General features: G+C 69.1%; 22 protein-coding genes and 1 tRNA gene. 13 read left to right on the top strand and 10 right to left on the bottom strand.

The window, feature by feature from the left end; genetic code table 11:
* Positions 1–36: 36 nt before the first annotated feature.
* Complete coding sequence (locus tag FDP22_RS02805) at positions 37–1626, top strand: gamma-glutamyltransferase family protein (RefSeq protein WP_138576393.1); 1590 nt, start codon at positions 37–39, stop codon at positions 1624–1626.
* A gap of 453 nt (positions 1627–2079) precedes the next feature.
* Here FDP22_RS02805 and hspQ read toward each other — a convergent pair whose 3' ends face one another.
* Complete coding sequence (gene hspQ, locus FDP22_RS02800; RefSeq protein WP_138576395.1) at positions 2080–2406, bottom strand: heat shock protein HspQ; 327 nt, start codon at positions 2404–2406, stop codon at positions 2080–2082.
* A 122-nt stretch (positions 2407–2528) separates the two neighbouring features.
* Here hspQ and FDP22_RS02795 point away from each other — a divergent pair, with 122 nt between their 5' ends.
* From FDP22_RS02795 to FDP22_RS24380, 8 genes are all read left to right on the top strand, one after another.
* Positions 2529–3410 carry an AEC family transporter gene (locus tag FDP22_RS02795; protein WP_138576397.1) on the top strand — a complete coding sequence of 294 codons (882 nt, stop codon included), beginning with the start codon at positions 2529–2531 and terminating at the stop codon, positions 3408–3410.
* A gap of 110 nt (positions 3411–3520) precedes the next feature.
* Positions 3521–4066: a transglycosylase SLT domain-containing protein gene (locus FDP22_RS02790; RefSeq protein ID WP_239031851.1), complete on the top strand. Its 546-nt coding sequence runs from the start codon at positions 3521–3523 to the stop codon at positions 4064–4066.
* Between the two features lie 108 nt (positions 4067–4174).
* Positions 4175–5104 (top strand): LysR family transcriptional regulator, encoded by a 930-nt coding sequence (locus FDP22_RS02785; RefSeq protein ID WP_138576401.1) that lies wholly within the window; start codon positions 4175–4177, stop codon positions 5102–5104.
* A gap of 248 nt (positions 5105–5352) precedes the next feature.
* Complete coding sequence (gene cysQ / locus FDP22_RS02780; RefSeq protein ID WP_138576403.1) at positions 5353–6150, top strand: 3'(2'),5'-bisphosphate nucleotidase CysQ; 798 nt, start codon at positions 5353–5355, stop codon at positions 6148–6150.
* Between the two features lie 4 nt (positions 6151–6154).
* Entirely contained in the window at positions 6155–6949 is a 795-nt protein-coding gene (locus FDP22_RS02775) for a 3-deoxy-manno-octulosonate cytidylyltransferase (protein WP_138576405.1), read from the top strand.
* Between the two features lie 343 nt (positions 6950–7292).
* Positions 7293–8195, top strand: a complete 903-nt coding sequence (gene galU / locus FDP22_RS02770) for a UTP--glucose-1-phosphate uridylyltransferase GalU (protein WP_138576407.1) — start codon at positions 7293–7295, stop codon at positions 8193–8195.
* Positions 8196–8252: 57 nt separating this feature from the next.
* The gene (gene galE, locus FDP22_RS02765) at positions 8253–9236 is read left to right on the top strand and encodes a UDP-glucose 4-epimerase GalE (RefSeq protein ID WP_138576409.1); all 984 of its coding nucleotides are present in this window, start codon (positions 8253–8255) and stop codon (positions 9234–9236) included.
* A gap of 88 nt (positions 9237–9324) precedes the next feature.
* Positions 9325–9477 carry a hypothetical protein gene (locus tag FDP22_RS24380; RefSeq protein ID WP_170317566.1) on the top strand — a complete coding sequence of 51 codons (153 nt, stop codon included), beginning with the start codon at positions 9325–9327 and terminating at the stop codon, positions 9475–9477.
* A gap of 314 nt (positions 9478–9791) precedes the next feature.
* Here the strand turns inward: FDP22_RS24380 and ptsN are convergent, their stop codons facing one another.
* The 9 genes from ptsN to FDP22_RS02720 all read right to left on the bottom strand — a co-directional run bounded on the left by ptsN (position 9792) and on the right by FDP22_RS02720 (position 16354).
* A complete protein-coding gene (gene ptsN, locus FDP22_RS02760; RefSeq protein WP_138576411.1) occupies positions 9792–10256 on the bottom strand; it encodes a PTS IIA-like nitrogen regulatory protein PtsN in 465 nt (154 codons plus the stop codon).
* Positions 10257–10292: 36 nt separating this feature from the next.
* The gene (gene hpf, locus FDP22_RS02755) at positions 10293–10874 is read right to left on the bottom strand and encodes a ribosome hibernation-promoting factor, HPF/YfiA family (RefSeq protein WP_138576413.1); all 582 of its coding nucleotides are present in this window, start codon (positions 10872–10874) and stop codon (positions 10293–10295) included.
* A 139-nt stretch (positions 10875–11013) separates the two neighbouring features.
* Positions 11014–12450, bottom strand: a complete 1437-nt coding sequence (rpoN, locus tag FDP22_RS02750) for an RNA polymerase factor sigma-54 (RefSeq protein WP_239031850.1) — start codon at positions 12448–12450, stop codon at positions 11014–11016.
* A gap of 90 nt (positions 12451–12540) precedes the next feature.
* Positions 12541–13317 (bottom strand): LPS export ABC transporter ATP-binding protein, encoded by a 777-nt coding sequence (gene lptB, locus FDP22_RS02745; RefSeq protein ID WP_138576417.1) that lies wholly within the window; start codon positions 13315–13317, stop codon positions 12541–12543.
* Between the two features lie 22 nt (positions 13318–13339).
* A complete protein-coding gene (locus FDP22_RS02740; RefSeq protein ID WP_239031914.1) occupies positions 13340–13939 on the bottom strand; it encodes an LptA/OstA family protein in 600 nt (199 codons plus the stop codon).
* A gap of 11 nt (positions 13940–13950) precedes the next feature.
* Positions 13951–14598, bottom strand: a complete 648-nt coding sequence (lptC, locus tag FDP22_RS02735; protein WP_138576421.1) for an LPS export ABC transporter periplasmic protein LptC — start codon at positions 14596–14598, stop codon at positions 13951–13953.
* 3 nt (positions 14599–14601) lie between these two features.
* Complete coding sequence (locus tag FDP22_RS02730) at positions 14602–15540, bottom strand: KpsF/GutQ family sugar-phosphate isomerase (protein ID WP_138576765.1); 939 nt, start codon at positions 15538–15540, stop codon at positions 14602–14604.
* 73 nt (positions 15541–15613) lie between these two features.
* A complete protein-coding gene (locus FDP22_RS02725) occupies positions 15614–16225 on the bottom strand; it encodes a ribonuclease D (protein ID WP_138576423.1) in 612 nt (203 codons plus the stop codon).
* 42 nt (positions 16226–16267) lie between these two features.
* A tRNA-Leu gene (locus FDP22_RS02720) sits at positions 16268–16354 on the bottom strand.
* A 641-nt stretch (positions 16355–16995) separates the two neighbouring features.
* On the opposite strand from FDP22_RS02720, the gene FDP22_RS02715 reads away from it, so the two are divergent.
* The 4 genes from FDP22_RS02715 (at position 16996) to FDP22_RS02700 (ending at position 20926) form a co-directional block, all read left to right on the top strand.
* On the top strand, positions 16996–17994 hold the full coding sequence (locus FDP22_RS02715) for a complex I NDUFA9 subunit family protein (protein ID WP_138576425.1): 999 nt from the start codon (positions 16996–16998) through the stop codon (positions 17992–17994).
* 36 nt (positions 17995–18030) lie between these two features.
* Entirely contained in the window at positions 18031–18837 is an 807-nt protein-coding gene (locus FDP22_RS02710; protein WP_138576427.1) for an undecaprenyl-diphosphate phosphatase, read from the top strand.
* Between the two features lie 217 nt (positions 18838–19054).
* A complete protein-coding gene (locus FDP22_RS02705; protein WP_138576429.1) occupies positions 19055–20494 on the top strand; it encodes an NAD(P)-dependent oxidoreductase in 1440 nt (479 codons plus the stop codon).
* A gap of 9 nt (positions 20495–20503) precedes the next feature.
* Complete coding sequence (locus tag FDP22_RS02700; RefSeq protein WP_138576431.1) at positions 20504–20926, top strand: GFA family protein; 423 nt, start codon at positions 20504–20506, stop codon at positions 20924–20926.
* Positions 20927–21171: the final 245 nt, after the last annotated feature.

The following is a 21171-nucleotide window of genomic DNA, read 5'->3' as shown; positions in this document are numbered from 1 at the left end:
GTCTAAGAGGATGAGGCAACAGGTTCGGGAGGTTCCATGACGACGCGCGATTTCCAGATGCCCGGCCGCTCGACGGTCATTTCCGCCGGCGGCATGTGCGCCACCTCGCACCCGCTTGCCGCCGCCACGGCGGTGAAGCTGATGGAGCAGGGCGGCAACGCGGTGGACGCGGCCATCGGCGCGGCAGTGCTGCTGGGCCTGTGCGAACCGCAGATGACCGGCATCGGCGGGGATTGCTTCGCCCTCGTCCAGCCCGGGCCCGGCCGCGAGGTGATCGGGCTCAACGCTTCCGGCCGCGCGCCGGCCGCGCAGAGCGCCGCGGCGATGCGCGCCCGCGGCCTCTCGGCGGTGCCGCTGCATGCGGCGGATGCGGTCACCGTTCCCGGCGCCATCGACGGGTTCTGCCGGCTCTCCGCCGATCATGGCCGCCTGGGGCTGGACGCCGTGCTCGCCCCGGCCATCCGCTACGCCGAGGCCGGGGTTCCGGTGGCCCCCCGCGTGGCCCGCGATTGGGCGGAGGATGCCGGGGATCTCTCGGGCGATGCGCGCGGCTTCTACCTGATCGACGGGCGGGCCCCGCGCGCCGGCGAGATCTTCCGCGCGCCGGGCCAGGCCGAGGTGCTGCGCCGGGTGGCCGCGCAGGGCCGCGCCGGGTTCTACGAGGGGGAGGTGGCCGAGGACATGGTCGCCTCGCTGCGCGCCTGCGGCGGCGTGCACACGCTGGAGGATTTCGCCGCCACCGCCTGCGATTACGTCACGCCCGTCTCCGGCATGTACCGCGGCATGGAGCTGCTGGAGCTGCCGCCGAACGGGCAGGGTGCCACCGCCATCCTGATGGCGAAGATCCTGTCGCATTTCGACATCGCCGCGCTGGAGCCCTTCGGCGCCGCGCGCGCGCATCTTGAGACCGAGGCGGCCAAGCTCGCCTATGACGCGCGCAACCGGTTCATCGCCGATCCGGGCCGGGTGGAGCTGCGCCTCGCCCACATGCTCGCGGACGACACCGCCGCCCGCCTCGCCGCGCTGATCGACCCGGAGCGCGCGATGGCCGCGCCGGCGGCGCTTTCCGAGCAGGTGCACAAGGACACGGTCTACCTCAGCGTGGTGGATGCGGACCGTATGGTGGTGTCGCTGATCTACTCGGTCTACCACAGCTTCGGCTCCGGCCTCGCCTCCGCCCGCTTCGGGGTGAATTTCCAGAACCGCGGCGCGGGCTTCAGCCTGGTGGAGGGCCACCCGAACGAGCTCGCGGGGGGCAAGCGCCCGATGCACACCATCATCCCGGCCATGCTGCGCAAGGACGGCGAGGTGCTGATGCCCTTCGGCGTGATGGGCGGCGCCTACCAGCCCGCCGGCCACGTGCGCATGCTGACCAACATGGTCGATTTCGGCATGCACCCGCAGCAGGCCATCGACGGCCCGCGCAGTTTCACCGATGACGGCGTTCTGGGCCTGGAGCGCGGCTATTCCGACGCTGTGCGCGGCACGCTCACCGGAATGGGCCATGCCGTCGGCATCCCCGGCATCCCGCTGGGCGGCGCGCAGGCGATCCTGATCGACCGGGCGCGCGGCATCCTCCTCGGCGCCTCCGATCCCCGCAAGGACGGCTGCGCGCTGGGCTTCTGAACCGGGCCGGCGGGGCGTCGGCGCGCCGCCCCGCCCCGCGGGCGCGGCCATCGGGGAGGGTGCCACGGCTTTCGGACGTCTTGCCCGGCTGCGGCAGGCTCTCCCGGAAACGGTCGGCAGGGCGCTGCTCCTCTCCCCGGGGTGGGGCTCAGGCTTGTGGCGCCGCAGGGAGCATCGGGCGCCTCGCGCCTGCCCGGGTCTTCCTCGGCACTTCGGGTGACAGACCTGCGGCAGGTCGAGCGCGCACCGCGGCAGTGTCCGGCATCGCCATGTGCTTGCCCGCCTCCGGTCCCGCGCTGCCGGTGACGCCGCGGGCCGGTCCCGCAGGGCCGGCGAGCGCCGAGCGGGGGCTCGATGCCCCCCGAGGCGCTGGCCGGTCAGGGGTCTCGCGCAGACGAAGACACCCCGCGCCGTCACCGGCCGGGGTGTGGGGTCGGCTCGGCGCGCGTGGGGTCAGTGCCGGGGCACCTCGACCGCGTAGCGGCTGCCGCTGAGGGCGCCGAACATCTCGGTCACTTCCGGATGGTCGACCGGCTCGCCGCTGTCGTCCTCCAGCAGGTTCTGCTCCGAGACATAGGCCACGTAGTAGCTGGTCTCGTTTTCCGCGAGAAGGTGATAGAAGGGCTGGTCCCGGTCAGGGCGGTGCTGCTCGGGAATCGACAGCCACCATTCCTCGGTGTTGTCGAACACCGGATCCACGTCAAAGACCACCCCGCGGAAGGGGTGGAACCGGTGGCGGACCACCTGACCGATCGAGAATTTGGCTGCTGCGCGTAACATGCTTCCCATCTAAACTGAAATGGCCCCGGCAACAAGGGTTGCCGGGGCCTGGACACAACAGTCTGACCGTACCTGCTGACATCCTCTCGCGCAAGTGCTAGCGCTCGGCGCAGGAGGGCCTCATGGATATACTCGTCAAGGTGCTGGGCGTCGTCGCCCCGGTGTTCTTTCTTGCCGGCTGCGGATACGTCTGGGTGCGGATGCGCCTGGGCTACGATCTCGCCTTCGTCTCGCGCCTGGCGATGACCCTCGGCATGCCCTGCCTGATCTTCACCGCGCTCGCGCGCGCGGAGGTGGACCACGCCGCGCTGCGCGATCTCGCGGTGGCGGCGCTGGTGGGCTACGCGGCCGTGGCGGTGCTGAGCTACGGCCTGTGCCGGCTCTTCGGGCTCGACATCCGGGCCATGCTCTCGCCGATCATCTTCGGAAACACCGGGAACATCGGCCTGCCGGTGATTCTCTTCGCCTATGGCGAGACCGGGCTCGCCTATGCGCTGGTGGTCTTCGCGGTGATGATCATCCTGAACTTCAGCCTCGGCGTGTGGCTGGTGTCGGGGGAGGGCTCGCGCGAGATGCTGCGCCAGCCGATGGTCTACGGCGCCGTGCTCGGCGGCCTCGCGCTCTACTTCGACTATGACCCGCCGGCCTGGGCGATGAACACGCTGACGCTGCTCGGGCAGATCTCCATCCCGCTCATGCTCATCACCCTCGGCGTGGCCATCGCCCGGCTCTCGGCGCGCGACGTGGGCCTCGCCCTCGGGGTGTCGGTGCTCAAGCTGGCGATCGGAACCGCGGTGAGCGTGGCGCTGATCACCGCCTTCGGGCTGGGCTGGGGCGCCGCCGGCGGGGCCTTCCTGCTGCAGATGACCATGCCCGTGGCCGTCAGCTCCTACCTGCTCGCGGCGCGCTACAACACCCAGCCGGACTCGGTTGCCGGCATGGTGGTGGTCTCGACGCTGCTGTCCGTGGCGGCCATCCCCTCGATGCTCGCCTTCCTTCTGTGAAGGATTGCCCCGAAGAGGTTACAAAACCGGAAAAATCGGATATGGTGCCGCCCATGTTGAGGCAGTTCGGCAGACCGGGAATCCGGCGTATCCTTTTTCTCCTGGTGGCCTTGGCACTGGGCTCATGTTCCTCGACCTCCCGCCCGGGGGTCAGCAACACCGAGGATGCCTGCGTCATCATCCGTGAGCAGCCGGACTGGTATCAGGCCGCCAAGCGCACGCAGCAGCGCTGGGGCACCCCGCCCGAAGTGCTCTTCGCCATCATCTGGCGCGAGTCGAGTTTCCGCGCCGATGCCCGCACCCCGCGCACCTATTTCCTCGGCGTGCCCACCGGCCGGGTCAGCAGCGCCTACGGCTATGCCCAGGCCATCGACGGCACCTGGGACTGGTACCGCGAGTCCACCGGCAATTCCTGGGCGGACCGCGACGATTTCCGCGACGCGGCCGATTTCGTCGGCTGGTACACGAATCGCTCCACCAAGGTGATCGGCCTCAGCCCCTCGGACGCCTATAGCCACTACCTCGCCTATCACGAGGGCCACGCCGGCTTTCAGCGCGGCCGATGGCGCGACAAGAAGTGGCTGCGCGATGTCGCGGCCCAGGTGAACGGCCAGGCGGCGCGCTACCGCAGCCAGCTCGCCCGCTGCGGCGGCTGAGCGACGGGTGCTGCAAAACCGGGCGATTCGCCGGTGGCTGCTATTGACAGTTCCGGGCTGCCGGGCGTGTGTATGCACTGACTGGAAACAATGCACCGGGAGTCCCCAGTGGACCGACTGACCGAAATGGAAGCCTTTCTGCGGGTGGTCGACCAGGGCGGTTTCACCGAGGCGGCCCGCAAGATGGGCCTGTCGAAATCGGCGGTGTCCAAGCATGTCTCGGCGCTGGAGGTCCGGCTCGGTGCCCGGCTGCTGAACCGCACCACCCGCCGGGTGAGCCCCACGGAGATCGGTCTCGCCTATTACGACCGCGCCAGCCGCGTGCTCGCGGATGCGACGGAGGCCGATGCGATGGTCTCCTCCATGCAGTCGGAGCCGAAGGGGGAGCTGCGGGTGTCCGCGCCGGTGAGTTTCGGGGTGCATCACCTCAGCCCCGTCGTCGCGGATTTCCTGGCCGATTATCCGGATGTCTCCGTGCACATGGTGCTCGATGACCGGTTCGTGGAACTGGTGGCGGAAGGGTTCGACGTCGCCATCCGCATCGGCACGCTTCCCGACAGCTCGCTGCGCGCGAAGAAGCTGGCGGAGACCGACCAGATGCTGCTGGCCTCGCAGGAGTACATCGACCGGGTGGGCAATCCCGCCTCGATCGATGACCTCTCCGGCCACATGCTGCTGCATTACTCGAACCTGGCCACCGGCAATTTCTGGCGGGTGACCAATGGCAACGGCGAGGACCGGGACATCCGCGCCGGTGGGCGGCTCTCGGCCAACAACGGCGACGCGCTGCTCGCCGCGGCGCGCCGGGGGCTGGGGATCGTAATGGTCCCGAGCTTTTTCCTCTCCGGCACGCCGGAGGCGAACGGCCTGGTGCGGCTGCTGCCGGACCTGATGCCGCAGCAACTGGGCATCTACGCCATCTACCCGCCGGGCCGCTTTCCGCAGCCCAAGCTGCGGGCATTCATAGATTTTCTCTCCGAGAGGTTCCGCGGCATCTCCGCCGACGGCTGGGCGACCCTGGGGGACCACCCGGAGTGACATAACGTCAAGCGAGTGCAATCGCGTCGTTGCAACCCGTACGATTGTCGGCTTAGTCTGCCCGCGGGTGCAACACAGGCGACGAAACCGGTGCGCATTGCGCGTCGTCGACGGACCGGAGCACATGACGCATTCTCGCGGATCGGGCGCATTCTCGCCCGATGCGACCTCTTTCCCGGGGCGCCCCTGCGCCCGATATCGACCATCGACCGGGGTGCACAGGCGCCCGCCACAGAAAGGACTGCCGAATGGACTATGAAAAGATCTGCGAGATCAGCCGCCGCCTTGCGCTGGAGGCCGGCGCGGCCATCATGGAGGTCTACCATTCGCCCGATTTCGACGTCCGCGCCAAGAGCGACGACAGCCCGGTCACCGCGGCCGACGAGGCCGCCGACAAGCTGATCTCCGCCGGCCTGACCGAAGCCTTTCCCGACATCCCCCTCGTGACCGAGGAGCAGGCCGCCAGCCATTCGCAGACCGGCCTCACCACCTTCTTCCTGATCGACCCGCTCGACGGCACCAAGGAATTCGTGCAGCGCCGCGGCGATTTCACCGTGAACATCGCGCTGATCGAGAATGGCGTGCCCACCCGCGGCGTGGTCTACGCCCCGGCGAAGAACCGCATGTTCTGGACCGATGCCTCCGGCCAGACCGTTGAGGAAACCGGCGCGCTGGACCCCGCCACCGTGGGCGAGACCCGGCCGCTGAAGGTCGCCACCCCCGGCGAGAAACTGCGCGTCGTCGCCTCCAAGTCGCACCGCGACGCGGCGACCGACACCTATATCGCGAAATACCCGGTGGGCGATTTCCTCTCCGCCGGCTCCTCGCTGAAGTTCTGCCTGATCGCGGCGGGCGAGGCCGATCTCTACCCGCGCCTCGGCCGGACGATGGAATGGGACACCGGCGCGGCCCATGCCGTGCTGCTCGGCGCCGGCGGCCAGGTGGTGCGCTTCGACGATCACACCCCGCTCACCTACGGCAAGCCGATCTACGAGAACCCGTTCTTCATCGCCTATGCCCCGGGCGTGAGCCTCGCCGAGGGCTGATCCCGTGAAGACCCTGATCGTCATCCCGGCGCGCTATGCCTCCACCCGGTACCCCGGCAAGCCCCTCGTGGGGCTCCGGGGCCCGGACGGGGTGGAAAAGAGCCTGGTCCAGCGCAGCTGGGAGGCGGGAAGGTCCGTCCCCGGCATCACGCGTGTCGTCGTCGCCACCGACGACGACCGCATCCGCACCGCCGCCGAAGCCTTCGGCGCCGAGGTGGTGATGACCCCGGAGACCTGCCGCAACGGCACCGAGCGCTGCGCAGCGGCGCTCGACGTGCTGGGCAGGGACTGGGACGTGGTGGTGAACCTGCAGGGCGATGCCCCGCTCACCCCGCCGTGGTTCATCGAGGCGCTGGTGGAGGCGATGGCCGCCCATCCGCAGGCCGCGGTCGCCACACCGGTGCTGCGCTGTGACCGCACCACGCTGGAGAGCTTCCGCGAGGACCGCCGCGCCGGCCGCGTGGGCGGCACCACCGCGGTGTTCGATGCCGCAGGCGACGCGCTCTACTTCTCCAAGGAGGTGCTGCCCTACACGGGCCGGGACTTCGCGGAGGGCGAGACGGTGCCGGTGTTCCACCATGTCGGCGTCTATGCCTACCGCCCCGCGGCGCTGGCCTCCTACGCCGGCTGGCCGGAGGGGGCGCTGGAGCGCTGGGAAGGGCTGGAGCAGCTGCGCTTCATGGAGCGCGGCGTGAAGGTCGCCTGCGTGGAAGTGGATGCCCGCGGCGCCGAGTTCTGGGAGCTCAACAACCCGGTGGATGTGGCCCGGCTGGAGGCGATCCTGGCGCGGCGCGGCTGAGCGTGACGGAACCGGCCGCGGCAGCGGGCGGTTCACAAGGCAGACGAACCCGGACACACCAGAAGGTCCGGGCAGGGAGGAAAGGACAGGAATGCAGCGGAGACGACCCGGCCCCGGGGCGGTCTGCGCAGTCTGGACGGGAGGCTCGAGGGCAGCCCGTCGCACCGCGTGATGGCCCCGGATAGGTGGATCGACACAAGTATAGTACGATGAAGTTGAGTGTTTTTTTAGCCTATGTCTGCTCTGGTGCCGTGCAACTGGCAGCGATGCGGGCATTCGGTACGCAAGGTGGCGCCGCCCCCGCGGGGGGACTGGCCCGTCGGCAAACAGAAAGAGAATGAAAATGACTCGGAAGGTTACAAAGGCGGTTTTCCCCGTCGCGGGGCTCGGCACCCGGTTTCTCCCGGCCACGAAGTCCATTCCGAAAGAAATCCTGACCCTGGTCGACCGGCCGCTGATCCAGTACGCGATCGACGAGGCCCGTGAGGCCGGCATCAAGGAATTCATCTTCGTGACCTCGCGCGGCAAGTCCGCGCTCGAGGATTACTTCGACAGCGCGCCCGAGCTGGAGAAGAGCCTGAAGGCAAAGGGCAAGACCGACCTGCTCAACGCCCTGAAGCAGACCGACATGGACAGCGGCGCCATCGCCTATGTCCGCCAGAAGGAGCCGCTCGGCCTCGGCCACGCGGTGTGGTGCGCCCGCCGGCTGATCGGCGACGAGCCCTTCGCCGTGCTGCTGCCCGATGACGTGATCTCCGCGGAGCGCGGCTGCCTCGCCCAGATGATCGACGCCTATGAGCAGAGCGATGGCGGCTCCATGGTCGCCACCATGGAAGTGGCGCGCGAGAAGGTCTCGTCCTACGGCGTGCTCGACGTGGAGTCCGAGGAGGGCAACATCGTGACCGCCCGCGGCATGGTGGAGAAGCCGGACGCGGACAAGGCGCCCTCGCGCCTCGCGGTGATCGGGCGCTACATCCTGTCGCCCAACGTGATGAACCATCTCCACGAGATGAAGACCGGCGCAGGCGGCGAGGTCCAGCTCACCGACGCCATCGCAACCGAGATCGCCATCGGCGGCCCGGTGCGCGGCTTCCGCTTCCGCGGGCAGCGCTACGATTGCGGCTCCAAGTCCGGCTTCCTGCAGGCCACCGTCGCCTTCGCGCTGGAGCGGCCTGACCTCGCGTCCGAATTCGCTTCCTTCCTCAAGGATGTCCTGGCGGCCACCAGTGCCGCCCGGCGCGCCTGATCTTCCTTCGTCCTTCCTTCCTGACCGACCCCTGAAAAGACCGGAGACCCTATTTACATGGCCAAAGTTCTTGTGACTGGCGGTGCTGGCTATATCGGCTCGCACGCCTGCAAGGCGCTTCACCGCGCTGGGCACATCCCTGTTACATACGACAGCCTGGTGACGGGCTGGCGCGACGCGGTGAAGTTCGGCCCCCTGGAAATAGGGGATCTCAATGACAGGGGTCGGCTGGACGAGGTGTTCGCCGAGCACAAGCCCGATGCGGTGATGCATTTCGGCGCGCTCTCCAGCGTGGGCGAGGCCACCTCCCATCCCGGCCGCTACTGGCACAACAACGTGATGGGCTCGATGAACCTGCTCGACGCCATGCTGGCGGCGGGGGTGGACAAGATCGTGTTCTCCTCCACCTGCGCCACCTATGGCGAGCAGGACGGCGTGGTGCTGACCGAGGAGAGCCAGCAGATGCCGCTGAACTCCTACGGCGCCTCCAAGCGCGCGGTGGAGGACATGCTGCGCGATTACGAGATGGCGCACGGGCTGAAGTCCGTCCGCTTCCGCTATTTCAACGTGGCCGGCGCCGACCCGGAATCCGAGATCGGCGAGTTCCACAACCCCGAGACCCATCTCATTCCGCTGGTGATCTTCGCCGCCCTCGGCCGGCGCGCAGCCCTCACCGTGCACGGGGATGACTACCCCACCCGCGACGGCACCTGCATCCGCGACTACGTGCATGTGATGGACCTGGTGGACGCCCATCTGCGCGGCATGGACTGGCTGCTGGCCGGCAAGGAGAGCGAGGTGTTCAACCTGGGCACCGGCTCCGGCTACTCGGTGCGCGAGGTGATCGAGGCGGCGGAGAAGGTGCTGGAGCGCGACGTGCCCGCCAACACCGGGCCCCGCCGCATCGGCGACGCGGTGACGCTGGTGAGCGGCTCGGTGAAGGCGGGCGAGATGCTCGGCTGGTCGCCGGACCGCTCGACGCTGGAGCACATGATCCGCGACGCCTACGGCTGGCACCAGCGCAACGGCTACGAATCCTGACACCCCGGCGCCGGCCCCCGCAGCGGGGCCGGCCCGTCCCGCCGCTTCTCCGGCCCCGCGCAGCATGGCGCGCGCGGAGGAGCCAGCGATGTACGCCCCCGACCTCTGCCCCGACCTGCTGATGGCGGACGCGCAGGCAACTCCGGATTTCGCCGCGCGCGCCGTCGACACGGATGCTGCGTGGTTTCCGCGACGGGGAGGGGGCATCCCGCCGAGCGGCACATCGGCGACAGCCCGGTGATGCCGGGCGTGCCGGAGGCACATCTGCATCCCGACGTGACCGACCCGGAGGCGGTGCAGGCCCGCGCCTTCGCCGCCGTCGGCACCGAGCCGGCCGCCCGGAAGCTCCAGCCCGATGACGCGCGGCGCGGCCGCCTGCGCGATGCGAACGGCACGCCCTGGTGGATCTCCCCGGTTGGCGTCACGCAGCGCGCCGGGCGGGCCGCGCGACGCGACGCCGATCGGTTGCCCGGGACGCAGAAAGCCCCGCGCGGCGGCGGGGCTTTCCGGAGCGGGGTGCCGGCATTGGCCCGATGCCTCGGGCGGCCTGCCGGCTCAGGCGGCCTGGGAGGCCGCCGGTTCGGTGAGGATGGCGTAGAGGGCGGAGGCGTCCTCCGTCGAGCGCAGCTTGTCGCGCACAGTCTCTGCGCGCATCACGCGGGAGACCCGCGCCAGCGCCTTCAGGTGGTCGGCGCCCGCGTCTTCGGGGGCCAGCAGCATGAACACGAGATCCACCGGCTGCCCGTCGACCGACTCGTAGTCGACGGGCTTTGCCAGTTTCGCGAACACGCCGACAACCTTGGTCAGACCCTCGAGACGCGCATGCGGGATGGCGACGCCCTGGCCCATTCCGGTGGGCCCGAGCTGTTCACGCTCCAGCAGTGCGGCGAACACGGCGGATTCGGCAAGGCCGTAGAAGTTCGCCGCGAAGGAGCCGAGCTCCTGCAGCACCCGCTTCTTGCTGGTGGCCTTGAGGTTCCCGAATACCGCTTCGGGTGAGATGAGGTCGGATAGCTCCATGTCGGCTCCGTATTGTGCGGCCCGCGGCAGCGCGGGTCAGACGGTCGGCAGGTTCCTGGGATCGATCCAGCCGATATTGCCGTCGTCCCGACGGTAGACGACATTCACGCCGCCATGCTTGTGGTTGCGGAAGACCAGCATCGGGGCATCCGCAATCTCCATCTGCATCACGGCCTCGCCCACGGAGAGTGAGCGGATGGTGGTCTTGGTCTCGGCCACGATGATGGGCTGGAGCGTATCGGGCTCGTCCGCCTCGTCATCCCCGCCGGCCAGCACGCTGTAGGCGGCGTCGAGGGCCGGGAGCGCATCTCCGTTGCGCTCCGGGTGGTGGTTCTTCAGCCGGCGCTTGTAGCGGCGCAGCTGCTTTTCCATGCGCGCGGTGCAGCCGTCGAAGGCCGCGTAGATGTCGGTCGCCCGGTTCTTTGCCTGCGAGGTGAGCCCGGTGGAGATGTGCACCGATGCATCGCAGACGAACTCGTGTCGATCACGCGAGAAGGTCACAACGGCCTCGACCGGGCGTTCGGCATATTTCGACACCGCCTCGGTGAGGTTTTCCTCGACATGCGTTCGCAGGGCGTCGCCCACGTCGAGCTGTTTCCCATGGATCTGAATGCGCATGATCTCTCCCTTCTTGACCGGCATCCGGGGATACCCGGTGCCGGAGTGGCGGTCCCACGCGGCGCGCGGAACCTAAGGACAGCCCCCCCGAGAGTCAACCGCAACCACGGAGTGACTCTCCGAAGCGCCGCACACGGGTTCATCTCGCGATGAGCCCCGCTTTGAGCCGTCGTCGTTTCACCGACGACGGGATGTTCAGCCCCTCACGATATTTCGCGACGGTGCGCCGCGCAATATCGACGCCATCCTTCTGCAGCAGGTCGACGAGCGTGTCGTCGGAGAGGATCCGTGCGGGGTCCTCCTGCTCGATCATCCGGCGGATACGCTCCCGGATGGCGGTGGCGGACAGGGCCGCGCCGCCATCGCTGGACGCGAGCCCCTGGGAGAAGAAATAGCGCAATTCGAAAAGACCGCGTTCACAGGACAGGTATTTCCCCGACGTCACACGCGAAATTGTGGACTCGTGCATGCCCACCGCTTCGGCCACCTCGCGCAGGGTGAGCGGGCGCAGCCCGGCCACGCCGATGTCGAAGAAGGCCTCCTGGTGGCGGGTGATCTCGGTGGCGACCCTGAGGATGGTGCGCGCCCGGCTTTCCAGCGTCTTGACCAGCCAGGAGGCGTTGGAGCGGCACTCGGAGATGAAGGCCGTGGCCTGGGCCCCGCTGGCGGCCACGCGGGTGGCGTAGATGTTGTTCACCAGCACCCGGGGCAGGGCCTCGGCGTTGAGCTCCAGGCTCCAGGCGCCCAGCCCGTTGCGGCGCACATGCACGTCCGGGATCACGGTCTGCACGTCGAAATGGCCGAAGGCGTGGCCGGGCCGCGGGTCCAGCGCGCGGATCTCGGCGACGATCTCGGGCAGGTCCTCCGGCTCCAGCCCGGCGATCTCCGCCAGCCGGGCGAACTTGCCGGAGGCCAGCAGGTCCAGGTTCTCCAGCACCACCTGCATCGCGGGGTCCAGCCGGTCGCGCTCGCGCAGTTGCAGCGCCAGGCATTCGCCCAGCGAGCGGGCGCCCACCCCCAGCGGTTCGCAGGATTGCAGCAGCGCGAGGGCGTCCTGCAGCAGGCGCTCCCCGGCGCCGAGCTGGTCGCCGATCTCCGGCAGCGGGCGGGAGAGGTAGCCGGCGTCGTCCAGCTCGTCCACGAGGAAGAGTGCGACGGCGCGGATGTCCTTCGCGGCCTGGCTCAGCCCGATCTGCGCGGCCAGATGCGCGCGCAGGGAGGGGGATTCGGAGAGGGTGTCGCCCGGGTCCGCGCCCTCGGCGCCATAGCCGCCACCGGGGCCCGCGCCGGGGCCGCTGCCGCCGAGCCCGGCCCAGGCGGCCTGGGAATCCGCCACCGCCTCGTCGTAGAGGGACTCGCGCGCGGCATCGAGATCGGCTTCCGCCTCCCCGGGGGCCGCGTCGCGCAGGCGGTCCTCAAGCCGGGGTTCGGGGGGGGGCGCCGGGGCCGGGGCGCTGCCCTCTGCGCTCTCGATCTCGAGGATGGGGTTCTTCTCCACCTCCTCGGCCACGAAGGCGCCGAGGTCGATGCTGGACATCTGCAGCAGACGGATCGCCTGCTGCAGTTGCGGCGTCATGACCAGCTGTGTCGTCTGACGCAGTTCCAGTCTCTGCCCGAGGCCCATCGCCCACCCTTTGCCTGCGCTCCCGCGCGAGCCGGGACCCGGTCAGAAGCGGAAACTTTCGCCCAGATACACCCGGCGTACGTTGCTGTCGTCGACAACTTCGCGCGGCGAGCCACTCATCAGCACGGTTCCACCATGCAAGATATATGCCCGGTCGATAATCCCAAGAGTTTCCCGCACATTGTGATCAGTAATCAAGACCCCAATTCCGCGGTGCTTCAAAAGCGAGACAAGTTCCCGGATGTCGCCCACGGCGATGGGATCGACGCCGGCGAAGGGCTCGTCGAGCAGGATGTAGGAGGGCCGTCCGGCCAGGCAGCGGGCGATTTCCACGCGCCGCCGCTCGCCGCCGGAGAGGGCGGAGGCCGGAGTGCGGCGCAGGTGGGTGATGGCGAATTCGGTAAGCAGTTCGTCGAGCTGATTCTTGCGCCGGCCGCGGTCGCGCTCGGTCATCTCCAGCACGGCGTTGATGTTCTCCTCCACCGTGAGGCCGCGGAAGATGGAGGCCTCCTGCGGCAGATAGCCCAGCCCGCGCTGCGCCCGGCGGTACATCGGCAGCATGGTCACGTCCTGGCCGTCCACCGTGATGGTGCCGGCCTCGGGCGTCACCAGCCCGGTGATGGCGTAGAAGCAGGTGGTCTTGCCGGCGCCGTTGGGGCCCAGCAGCCCGACCACCTCGCCGCGCTGCAGGGTGATGCTCACGTCGCGCAGCACCGGCCGCCGGCGATAGGTCTTGCCGATGCTGATGGCGCGCAGCCCGGTCGACTCACTGGCGAGTTCGAGCCGGGGGCCCGGCGACTTGAGTGTGGTCTGGTCCATGCGTTGTGCCCCGCAGGCGGCTTCAGTTGTTCGAGCCGGGCTGGAAGACGGTCTTCACCCGGCCCTTGATCTCGCCCACGCCGGAGTTCAGGTCGATCCACAGGCTCTCGCCGCTGATCGCGTTGTCCCCCTGGGTGAGCACGACGCCGCCGCCGAGGGTGATGACCCCCTTGGCCACGTCGTATTCCGCCGACTTGCCCTTCGCGGCTTCCGAGCCGTTGGAGAGGAACACGTCGCCGGTCGCCCTCATCAGGCGGATGGAGCCGGTGTCCGAGCTGGTGCCGGACTGGGGCGTGCCGTCGTAGAAGATCTCCATCTGCTGCGCGGTGAGGCGCATCGTGCCCTGGCCGGCCACGACCTCGCCCTGGAAGGTGGCAACCTTCGTGGCCTGGTTCACCGACAGGCTCTCGGAGGTGATCTCGATGGGCAGGGTGGAATCGTGCTTGAACGAGCCGAAGGGCGAGTTCGCGCCGCCGAGGCCGGTGGTCTCCGCGGGCTGTGCCGCCGGGGCCGGGCCTGCCGCGGCACCGCCACCGGTCGTCTGCTGGGCGGCGGCGATCTGGGCCATCAGGCAGGCCGCGAAGGCCGCAGCTCCGATCATCACATGGCGAATAGCGGGCATAGTCACGTCCCTCACTCCTTGTCCGACGGAGCTTTCTGTTGTGCCGGACGGTATACGACCCGGACACCGTTTCCAAACAAAACCATCTCGTTGCCCGAGGCTGGTGCCTCCCCGTCGGCGTCGGGGCGGGTGATGTGCATGCTGCCGGCCTCGATGGACCCCAGCGGGCCACTGGCGCTCACCTTACCGGGGGCAGTCACGAGGCGCTTGCTGATATCTGCTTCCGCAAGCTCCGTCCGGGCGACATATCCGTCCGATGTGGTCATTTCCACCGCTCCCGTCAATGTCACGTGCTGGTCATCCGGGCGCATGACGCCGTCCTGCGCCGCCAGCGTCACCTTGCGGCCGCCGTCCAGGTCGATCTGCGCGGTGAGGTCGTGGAGGGTGATCTTGCTGGGGTTCGGGCTGTCGGGCTGGGCCCATTCGGCGCGCACCATGTAGGGCTCGCCCGCATCTGTGGTGCCGGAGAAGTTCGGGTTGGTCAGCCGCAGGCCCTCGCCGAGCGCCTGGATGTCGGAGGCGGAGAACTCGATGCCGCCGACGAAATCATCCTCCTGGATCAGGAAGACCGAGCTCATCATCGCGATGGCGAGCAGGGGCAGGCCGATTCGCAGGAAGCGGACCGTGCGCGAATATCGGCCGAGCCGGCGGCGGGCCATGCCTCAGCCCAGCCCGGCGCGCAGGCAGTCATGCACGTGCAGGATGCCGATCGGCGCCTTGTCCTCGCCCACCACGAAGAGCGTGGTGATGGAGCGGGCGTTCATGATGCCCATCGCCTCGGCGGCGAAGCTCTCCGGGCTGATCGTGGTGGGGCGCAGGTTCATCACGTCTCCGGCGCGCCGCTCCAGCAGGCCGGTCATGTTGCGCCGGAGGTCACCGTCGGTGATCACCCCGGCCAGCCGGCCCTCGCTCAGCACGCCGAGCGCGCCGAAGCCCTTCTGCGTCATCACGATGAGCGCCTCGGACATCGGCGTGTCGGGGGAGACCAGCGGCAGGTCCTCGCCGGAATGCATCAGGCCCGACACCCGGACAAGCTGCTGGCCCAGCCGCCCGGCCGGATGGAAGACGTGGAAATGCTCCGAGCGGAAGTCCCGCGTCTCCATCAGCGCCACGGCCAGCGCGTCTCCCAGCGCCATGGTGAGGGTGGTGGAGGTGGTGGGGGCGAGGCCGTTCGGGCAGGCCTCGTCGGCGCGCGGCAGATGCAGCGCCACGTCGGCGGCGCGCAGCAGCGTGCTTTCCGGCCGGCTCGCCACCCCGATGAGCGGAATGTGGAAGCGGCGGGTGTGCTCGATGAGGTCGGCAAGCTCCGTCGTCTCGCCCGAATTGGACAGCAGCAGCACCACGTCGGAGCGTGTGACCATGCCGAGGTCGCCGTGGCTGGCCTCCGCCGGGTGGACGAACTGCGCCGGCGTGCCGGTGGAGGCGAGCGTGGCGGTGATCTTGCGCGCGACGTGGCCCGACTTGCCCATGCCGCTCACGATCACCCGCCCGCGGGCGCGCAGCATCAGCTCCACGGCCCGGGCGAAGCTCTCGTCGAGCGTGCCGGCGAAGCGGCTGAGCGCCTCGCCCTCCAGGGTGAGCACGCGCCGCCCCGCGGCCATGAGCCCGGCGGTGTCGAGCCGGCCGGCCCGGGCCGGTGGGGGAGTCTGCTGGTCCACGCGGAGCCTCACTTCCTCAATGCGCGAAGATGTCGGTCTCGGGCCAGCCCGCGAGGTCGAGCGCCGCCCGGAAGGGCAGGAAGTCGAACGCGGCCCGGGCCAGCCCGGTCCGGCCTTCGCGTGCCAGCCGGATGTCGAGGACGTCGCGCAGGCGGTGCAGGTAGAGCACGTCCGACGCGGCATAGTCGAGCTGTGCTTGCGTCAGCTCCGGGGCGCCCCAGTCGCTCGACTGCTGGGCCTTGGAGATGTCCACCCCGATCAGCTCATGGGTGAGATTCTTCAGTCCGTGACGGTCAGTATAGGTGCGAACCAGCTTCGAGGCGATCTTCGTGCAGTAGACCGGCGCCGCCCGCACGCCGAAGGCGCGCTCGAGCATGGCAATGTCGAAGCGGCCGTAATGGAACAGCTTTAGCTGTTCGGGATTCGCGAGCATTCGGGAAAGGTTCGGGGCCTCGGTCTGGCCCGGCGCGACCTGCACCACATGCGCGTTGCCGTCTCCGGAGGAGAGCTGCACCACGCAAAGCCGGTCGCGGCCGGGGACAAGCCCCATGGTCTCTGTATCGATCGCCACGACCGGACCAAGGTCCAGTTCGTCCGGCACGTCACCCTGGTAGAGAGTAACTGACATTTTTTCCCCTCTCCTTCGCCGTCGCAAGTGCGGCGAGAGAGTTGGTGCCCAGGAGAAGACTCGAACTTCCACGCCCGTTAGGGCACTGGCACCTGAAGCCAGCGCGTCTACCAATTCCGCCACCTGGGCAGGTGTCGTGGCGGGGTATCTAAAGGGGGGCGGGAGGGTTGTCAACGGCCGAATTCAGCCTTTTTGCAGCCGCTTGCAAGATGGCTGTCCGGAGCCCCGTTCCGCCGGCCCGGGCCGGGCACGTCCGCCGGTGCGCGGCCACGCGAAACCGGTCCGCCGGGCCGCGCGGCGCCCGAAGCCCGCGCGCGTTGCGGGGCCGGAAGGGGACCCGCATGGCGGCGCGGCACGGCTACGCCCGCAGGCATTGCCGGCGGGGAAAAGCCGTCCGGGCCGGGCATCCTCTCCGGCCGGGCGCGGGGGCGAGGCGCGCATGGTGGCGGTCGGGTGAGACCCTCCGGCGTGCGAAGGGGGCTGCGCGGCCCTTGCCGGGCGCGGATCGGGGCGGTGCCCCGGGGCGCGGCGCCGGGCCCGCGTGGCAACCGGATGGAAACCATCTCGGGCCTATCACCACACCCGTGCCGGCGCGGCCCCGGCCGAACGCGGCAGATCTCGGCGTGCGCCCGCCCGCCGAACAGGATATGTGTGGCCTTGCAAGGCGATGGCGGTGCACTGCCGCAAAGCGATATTGAACGGGCCTGCGGGTTGCGCTAAGCCCGGTTGAGCCAGATCCCTCCCTGCGGGGGACCAGCATGGAGAGGCCCATGACCAGATCTGTCCCCCTCGTGACCATTTTCGGCGGCTCCGGCTTTGTCGGGCGCTACATCGCCCGGCGCATGGCGCGGGACGGCTGGCGCGTGCGCGTGGCCGTGCGGCGCCCGAACGAGGCGCATTTCGTGCGGCCCTACGGCAATGTGGGGCAGGTCGAACCCGTGCAGGCCAACATCCGCGACGAGGCGTCCGTGGCCCGTGCCATCGCCGGCGCCGATGCCGTGGTGAACTGCGTGGGCATCCTCTATCCCGACAGCCGGCAGAGCTTCGACGGCGTGCAGGCCGAGGGGGCCGGGCGCATCGCGCGGCTGGCGAAGGCGGCCGGTGTCGCGCGGATGGTGCACATCTCCGCCATCGGCGCCGACGCGCAGAGCGACAGCGCCTATGCCCGCTCCAAGGCCGCCGGCGAGGCCGCGGTGACCGCCGCCTTCCCGGAGGCGGTGATCCTGCGCCCCTCCATCGTGTTCGGCGCCGAGGATTCCTTCTTCAACCGCTTCGCCGCCATGGCGCGGATGTACCCGGTGCTGCCGCTGGTGGGCGGCGGCACGAAATTCCAGCCGGTCTATGTCGATGACGTGGCCGCCGCGGCGGTGAAGGCGGTGGACCGGTCCACCGCCCCGGGCGTCTACGAGCTCGGCGGGCCGGAGGTCGAGACCTTCCGCGCGCTGATGGAGCGCATGCTGGTTCTGGTGCGGCGCAAGCGCCCGCTGGTGTCGCTGCCGATGGGCCTCGCCCGGATGCAGGCCGGCGCGCTCGGCCTGGTGGAGACGCTCAGCCTCGGGCTGGTGCCCAACCGGATGATCACCGTGGACCAGGTGAAGCTTCTCGCACGGGACAACGTGGTCTCCGAGGGGGCGAAGGGCTTCGCCGAACTGGGCATCACCCCCACCCCGATGGGCAGCGTTCTCGAGGATTACCTTTACGCCTACCGTCCGCAGGGCCAGTATACCGAGATTACCGATTCCGCCCGCAACCTCCGGGTGCAGGACTGATTTCCATAACGTAACATTTTAGCCCGCGGAGCACGCATGGCTGACCAGACCCTGATTCAGGCGGCCCTTCTCGGCGTGCTTGAAGGCCTGACGGAATTCATCCCGGTGTCGTCCACCGGGCATATCCTCCTCGCAGGGCACTTCCTCGGATTTCACAGCACCGGCAAGGCCTTCGAGGTGCTGATCCAGCTGGGCGCGATCCTCGCGGTGCTCAGTGTCTACGCCGCGAAGCTCTGGACTCTCGTGGTCACCGCCCCGCGAGACCCGAAGGCGCAGCGCTTCATCGTCGCGGTGCTGCTCGCCTTCCTCCCGGCTGTGGTGATCGGGGTGCTGGCGCATGATTTCATCAAGACGGTGCTGTTCGAGACACCGATGCTCATCGCCATCATGCTGATCCTGGGCGGGATCGTCCTGGTCGTCGTCGACCGGATGCCGCTGCGGCCGCGCTATCACGACGTGATGGACTTTCCGCTCGGGCTCGCCTTCAAGATCGGGGTGATCCAGTGTCTCGCGATGATCCCCGGCGTGTCGCGCTCCGGCTCGACCATCGTGGGCGCGCTGCTTCTCGGGGCCGACAAGCGCTCGGCGGCGGAATTCTCCTTCTTCCTCTCCATGCCCACGATGACCGGCGCCTTCGCCTACGACCTCATGAAGAACCGTGACGTTCTGGCGGCCAGCGATGTCGAGGTGATCGCCGTGGGCTTCATTGCCGCTCTCATCGCGGGGATTTTCGTGGTACGCTCCCTTCTCGGCTTCGTGTCGCGGCACGGATACGGCATTTTCGGCTGGTGGCGAATCATCGTCGGAACAGCGGCACTGGTGGCGCTGACGGTCGTCGGATGAGGGGTGAACCGGCTGGAAATCAGGGTTAGGTAAGCAAAGCTGACCTTGTTTTCCCCGAAATCTCTGCTGAAGGGTCCGGGTCGGGCAAGATAATCGATTATAGGTCAGCCTTGCTGACTTTTATTCCGGTGAGACAGCGGATATTCCTTCCTGCGTCCGGAACTGCCGTGAGCGGTATGGTTCGGGCTGCGCATCTTCAGGCAGGGAGGCAAAGGCCATGGCCCAGACCCGTATGTTGAAATTCGTGACCGTCCCCCGGTCCATGCCGGAGAAGCGCACCGCGGACGAGCGCACCGAGGATTTCGGCGAGATCTATCAGGCCTATGCGGCCGAGAAGGCCGCCGAACAGGCCGGCCGCTGCTCGCAATGCGGCGTGCCCTATTGCCAGACGCATTGTCCGTTGCACAACAACATCCCCGACTGGCTGCGGCTTACCGCCGAGGGCCGCCTGCAGGAGGCCTACGAGCTTTCCCAGGCCACGAACACCTTCCCCGAGATCTGCGGCCGCATCTGCCCGCAGGACCGCCTGTGCGAGGGCAATTGCGTCATCGAGCAGTCCGGGCACGGCACCGTCACCATCGGGTCGGTCGAGAAATACCTCACCGACACCGCCTGGACGGAGGGCTGGGTGAGGCCGATCGCGCCGCTGGCCGAGCGCGGGGAGAGCGTGGGCATCATCGGCGCCGGGCCCGGAGGGCTGGCGGCGGCCGAGCAGCTGCGCAAGCGCGGCGTGCAGGTCACCGTCTATGACCGGTATGACCGCGGCGGCGGGCTGATGACCTACGGCATCCCCGGCTTCAAGCTGGAGAAGGACATCGTGCTGCGCCGCATCGCGCAGCTCGAGGCCGCGGGTGTGACCTTCGTGATGAACTGCACCGTGGGCGAGGACATCTCCTTCGCCCGGATCCGCGAGACGCATGACGCCGTGCTCATCGCCACCGGCGTCTACAAGTCGCGCGACCTGGGCGGGCCCGGCGCGGGGCTGGGCGGCATCGTGCGCGCCATCGACTATCTCACCGCCTCCAACCGCGTCGGCTTTGGCGACGAGGTGCCGGAGTATGACAGCGGCGAGCTGAACGCCGCCGGCAAGCGCGTGGTCGTCATTGGCGGCGGCGACACGGCGATGGACTGCGTGCGCACCGCCATCCGTCAGGGCGCCACCTCGGTGAAATGCCTCTACCGCCGCGACCGGGCGAACATGCCCGGCTCCCAGCGCGAGACGCAGAACGCCGAGGAGGAGGGGGTCGAGTTCGTCTGGCTCGCCGCGCCGCGCGGCTTCACCGGCCAGGGCTCGGTGTCCGGCGTGCGCGTGGCGAAGATGCGGCTGGGCTCGCCCGATGCCTCCGGCCGGCGCTCGCCGGAGGAGATCCCCGGCGCGGATTACACCGAGGATGCGGAACTGGTGGTCAAGGCGCTCGGCTTCGAGCCGGAGGACCTGCCGAAGCTCTGGGGCACCGCCGGGCTGGAAACCACCCGCTGGGGCACCATCAAGGCCGATTTCCGCACCCACCAGACCAGCCTCGAGGGTGTCTTCGCCGTCGGCGACATCGTGCGCGGCGCGTCGCTGGTGGTCTGGGCGATCCGGGATGGCCGTGAGGCCGCGGAGAGCATCCTCACGCATTTCACCGCCGCCGCGGCGCGTGTCGCGGCACAGTAGGGGCCGACGATGCGCCGCACCGGAGGCTGTCTGTGCAGGTCCGTCACCTACGAGGTGTTCCGCAGCGGCGCCACGTTCGGGGCGTGCCACTGCGACACCTGTCGCACCTGGACCGGCAGTGTCACCCTGGCGCTGACGGTGGAGAAGGATGACCTCGCGGTGTCGGGCGACAGCCTGAAGTGGTTCGCCTCCTCGGACCGGGGCGCGCGGGGCTTCTGCGAACTCTGCGGCTCCGGCCTGTTCTACCGCATCACGGCGGGCGTGCAGGCCGGGCAGTGGCACGTGGGCGTGGGCACGCTCGATTCGCTGGACGGCCTGAAGCTGGCCCGCGAGATCTTCCACGACCGCACCGCCGGGGCCTACGCCCTGGCAGGCGATCTGAAACGCATGACCGCGGCCGAGGCCCAGGCGCATTTCGCCACCCTCGGCTGAGCCTGCCGCGCACCGGTCCACCCCGGGGCCGCGCGGCACCGGCAGGCGGAAGGTTGCCGGCGCAGCCTGCAAGGCAGGCCGTGCCGGGGCCCTCGGCAGGCCGGGGTACGCCGGCCCCGCCGGCGGACCGAGCCGAGCCGGCCCCGCCGGAAGACCGGACACCGCCGGCCCCGCCGGAAGACCGGACACCGCCGGCCCCGCCGGCAGACTGCGCACCGCCGGCCCCGCCGGCAGACTGCGCACCG

The organism is Paroceanicella profunda, from assembly GCF_005887635.2.
Taxonomy (GTDB): domain Bacteria; phylum Pseudomonadota; class Alphaproteobacteria; order Rhodobacterales; family Rhodobacteraceae; genus Paroceanicella; species Paroceanicella profunda.
This window is presented reverse-complemented; position numbering and strand designations above follow the sequence as displayed.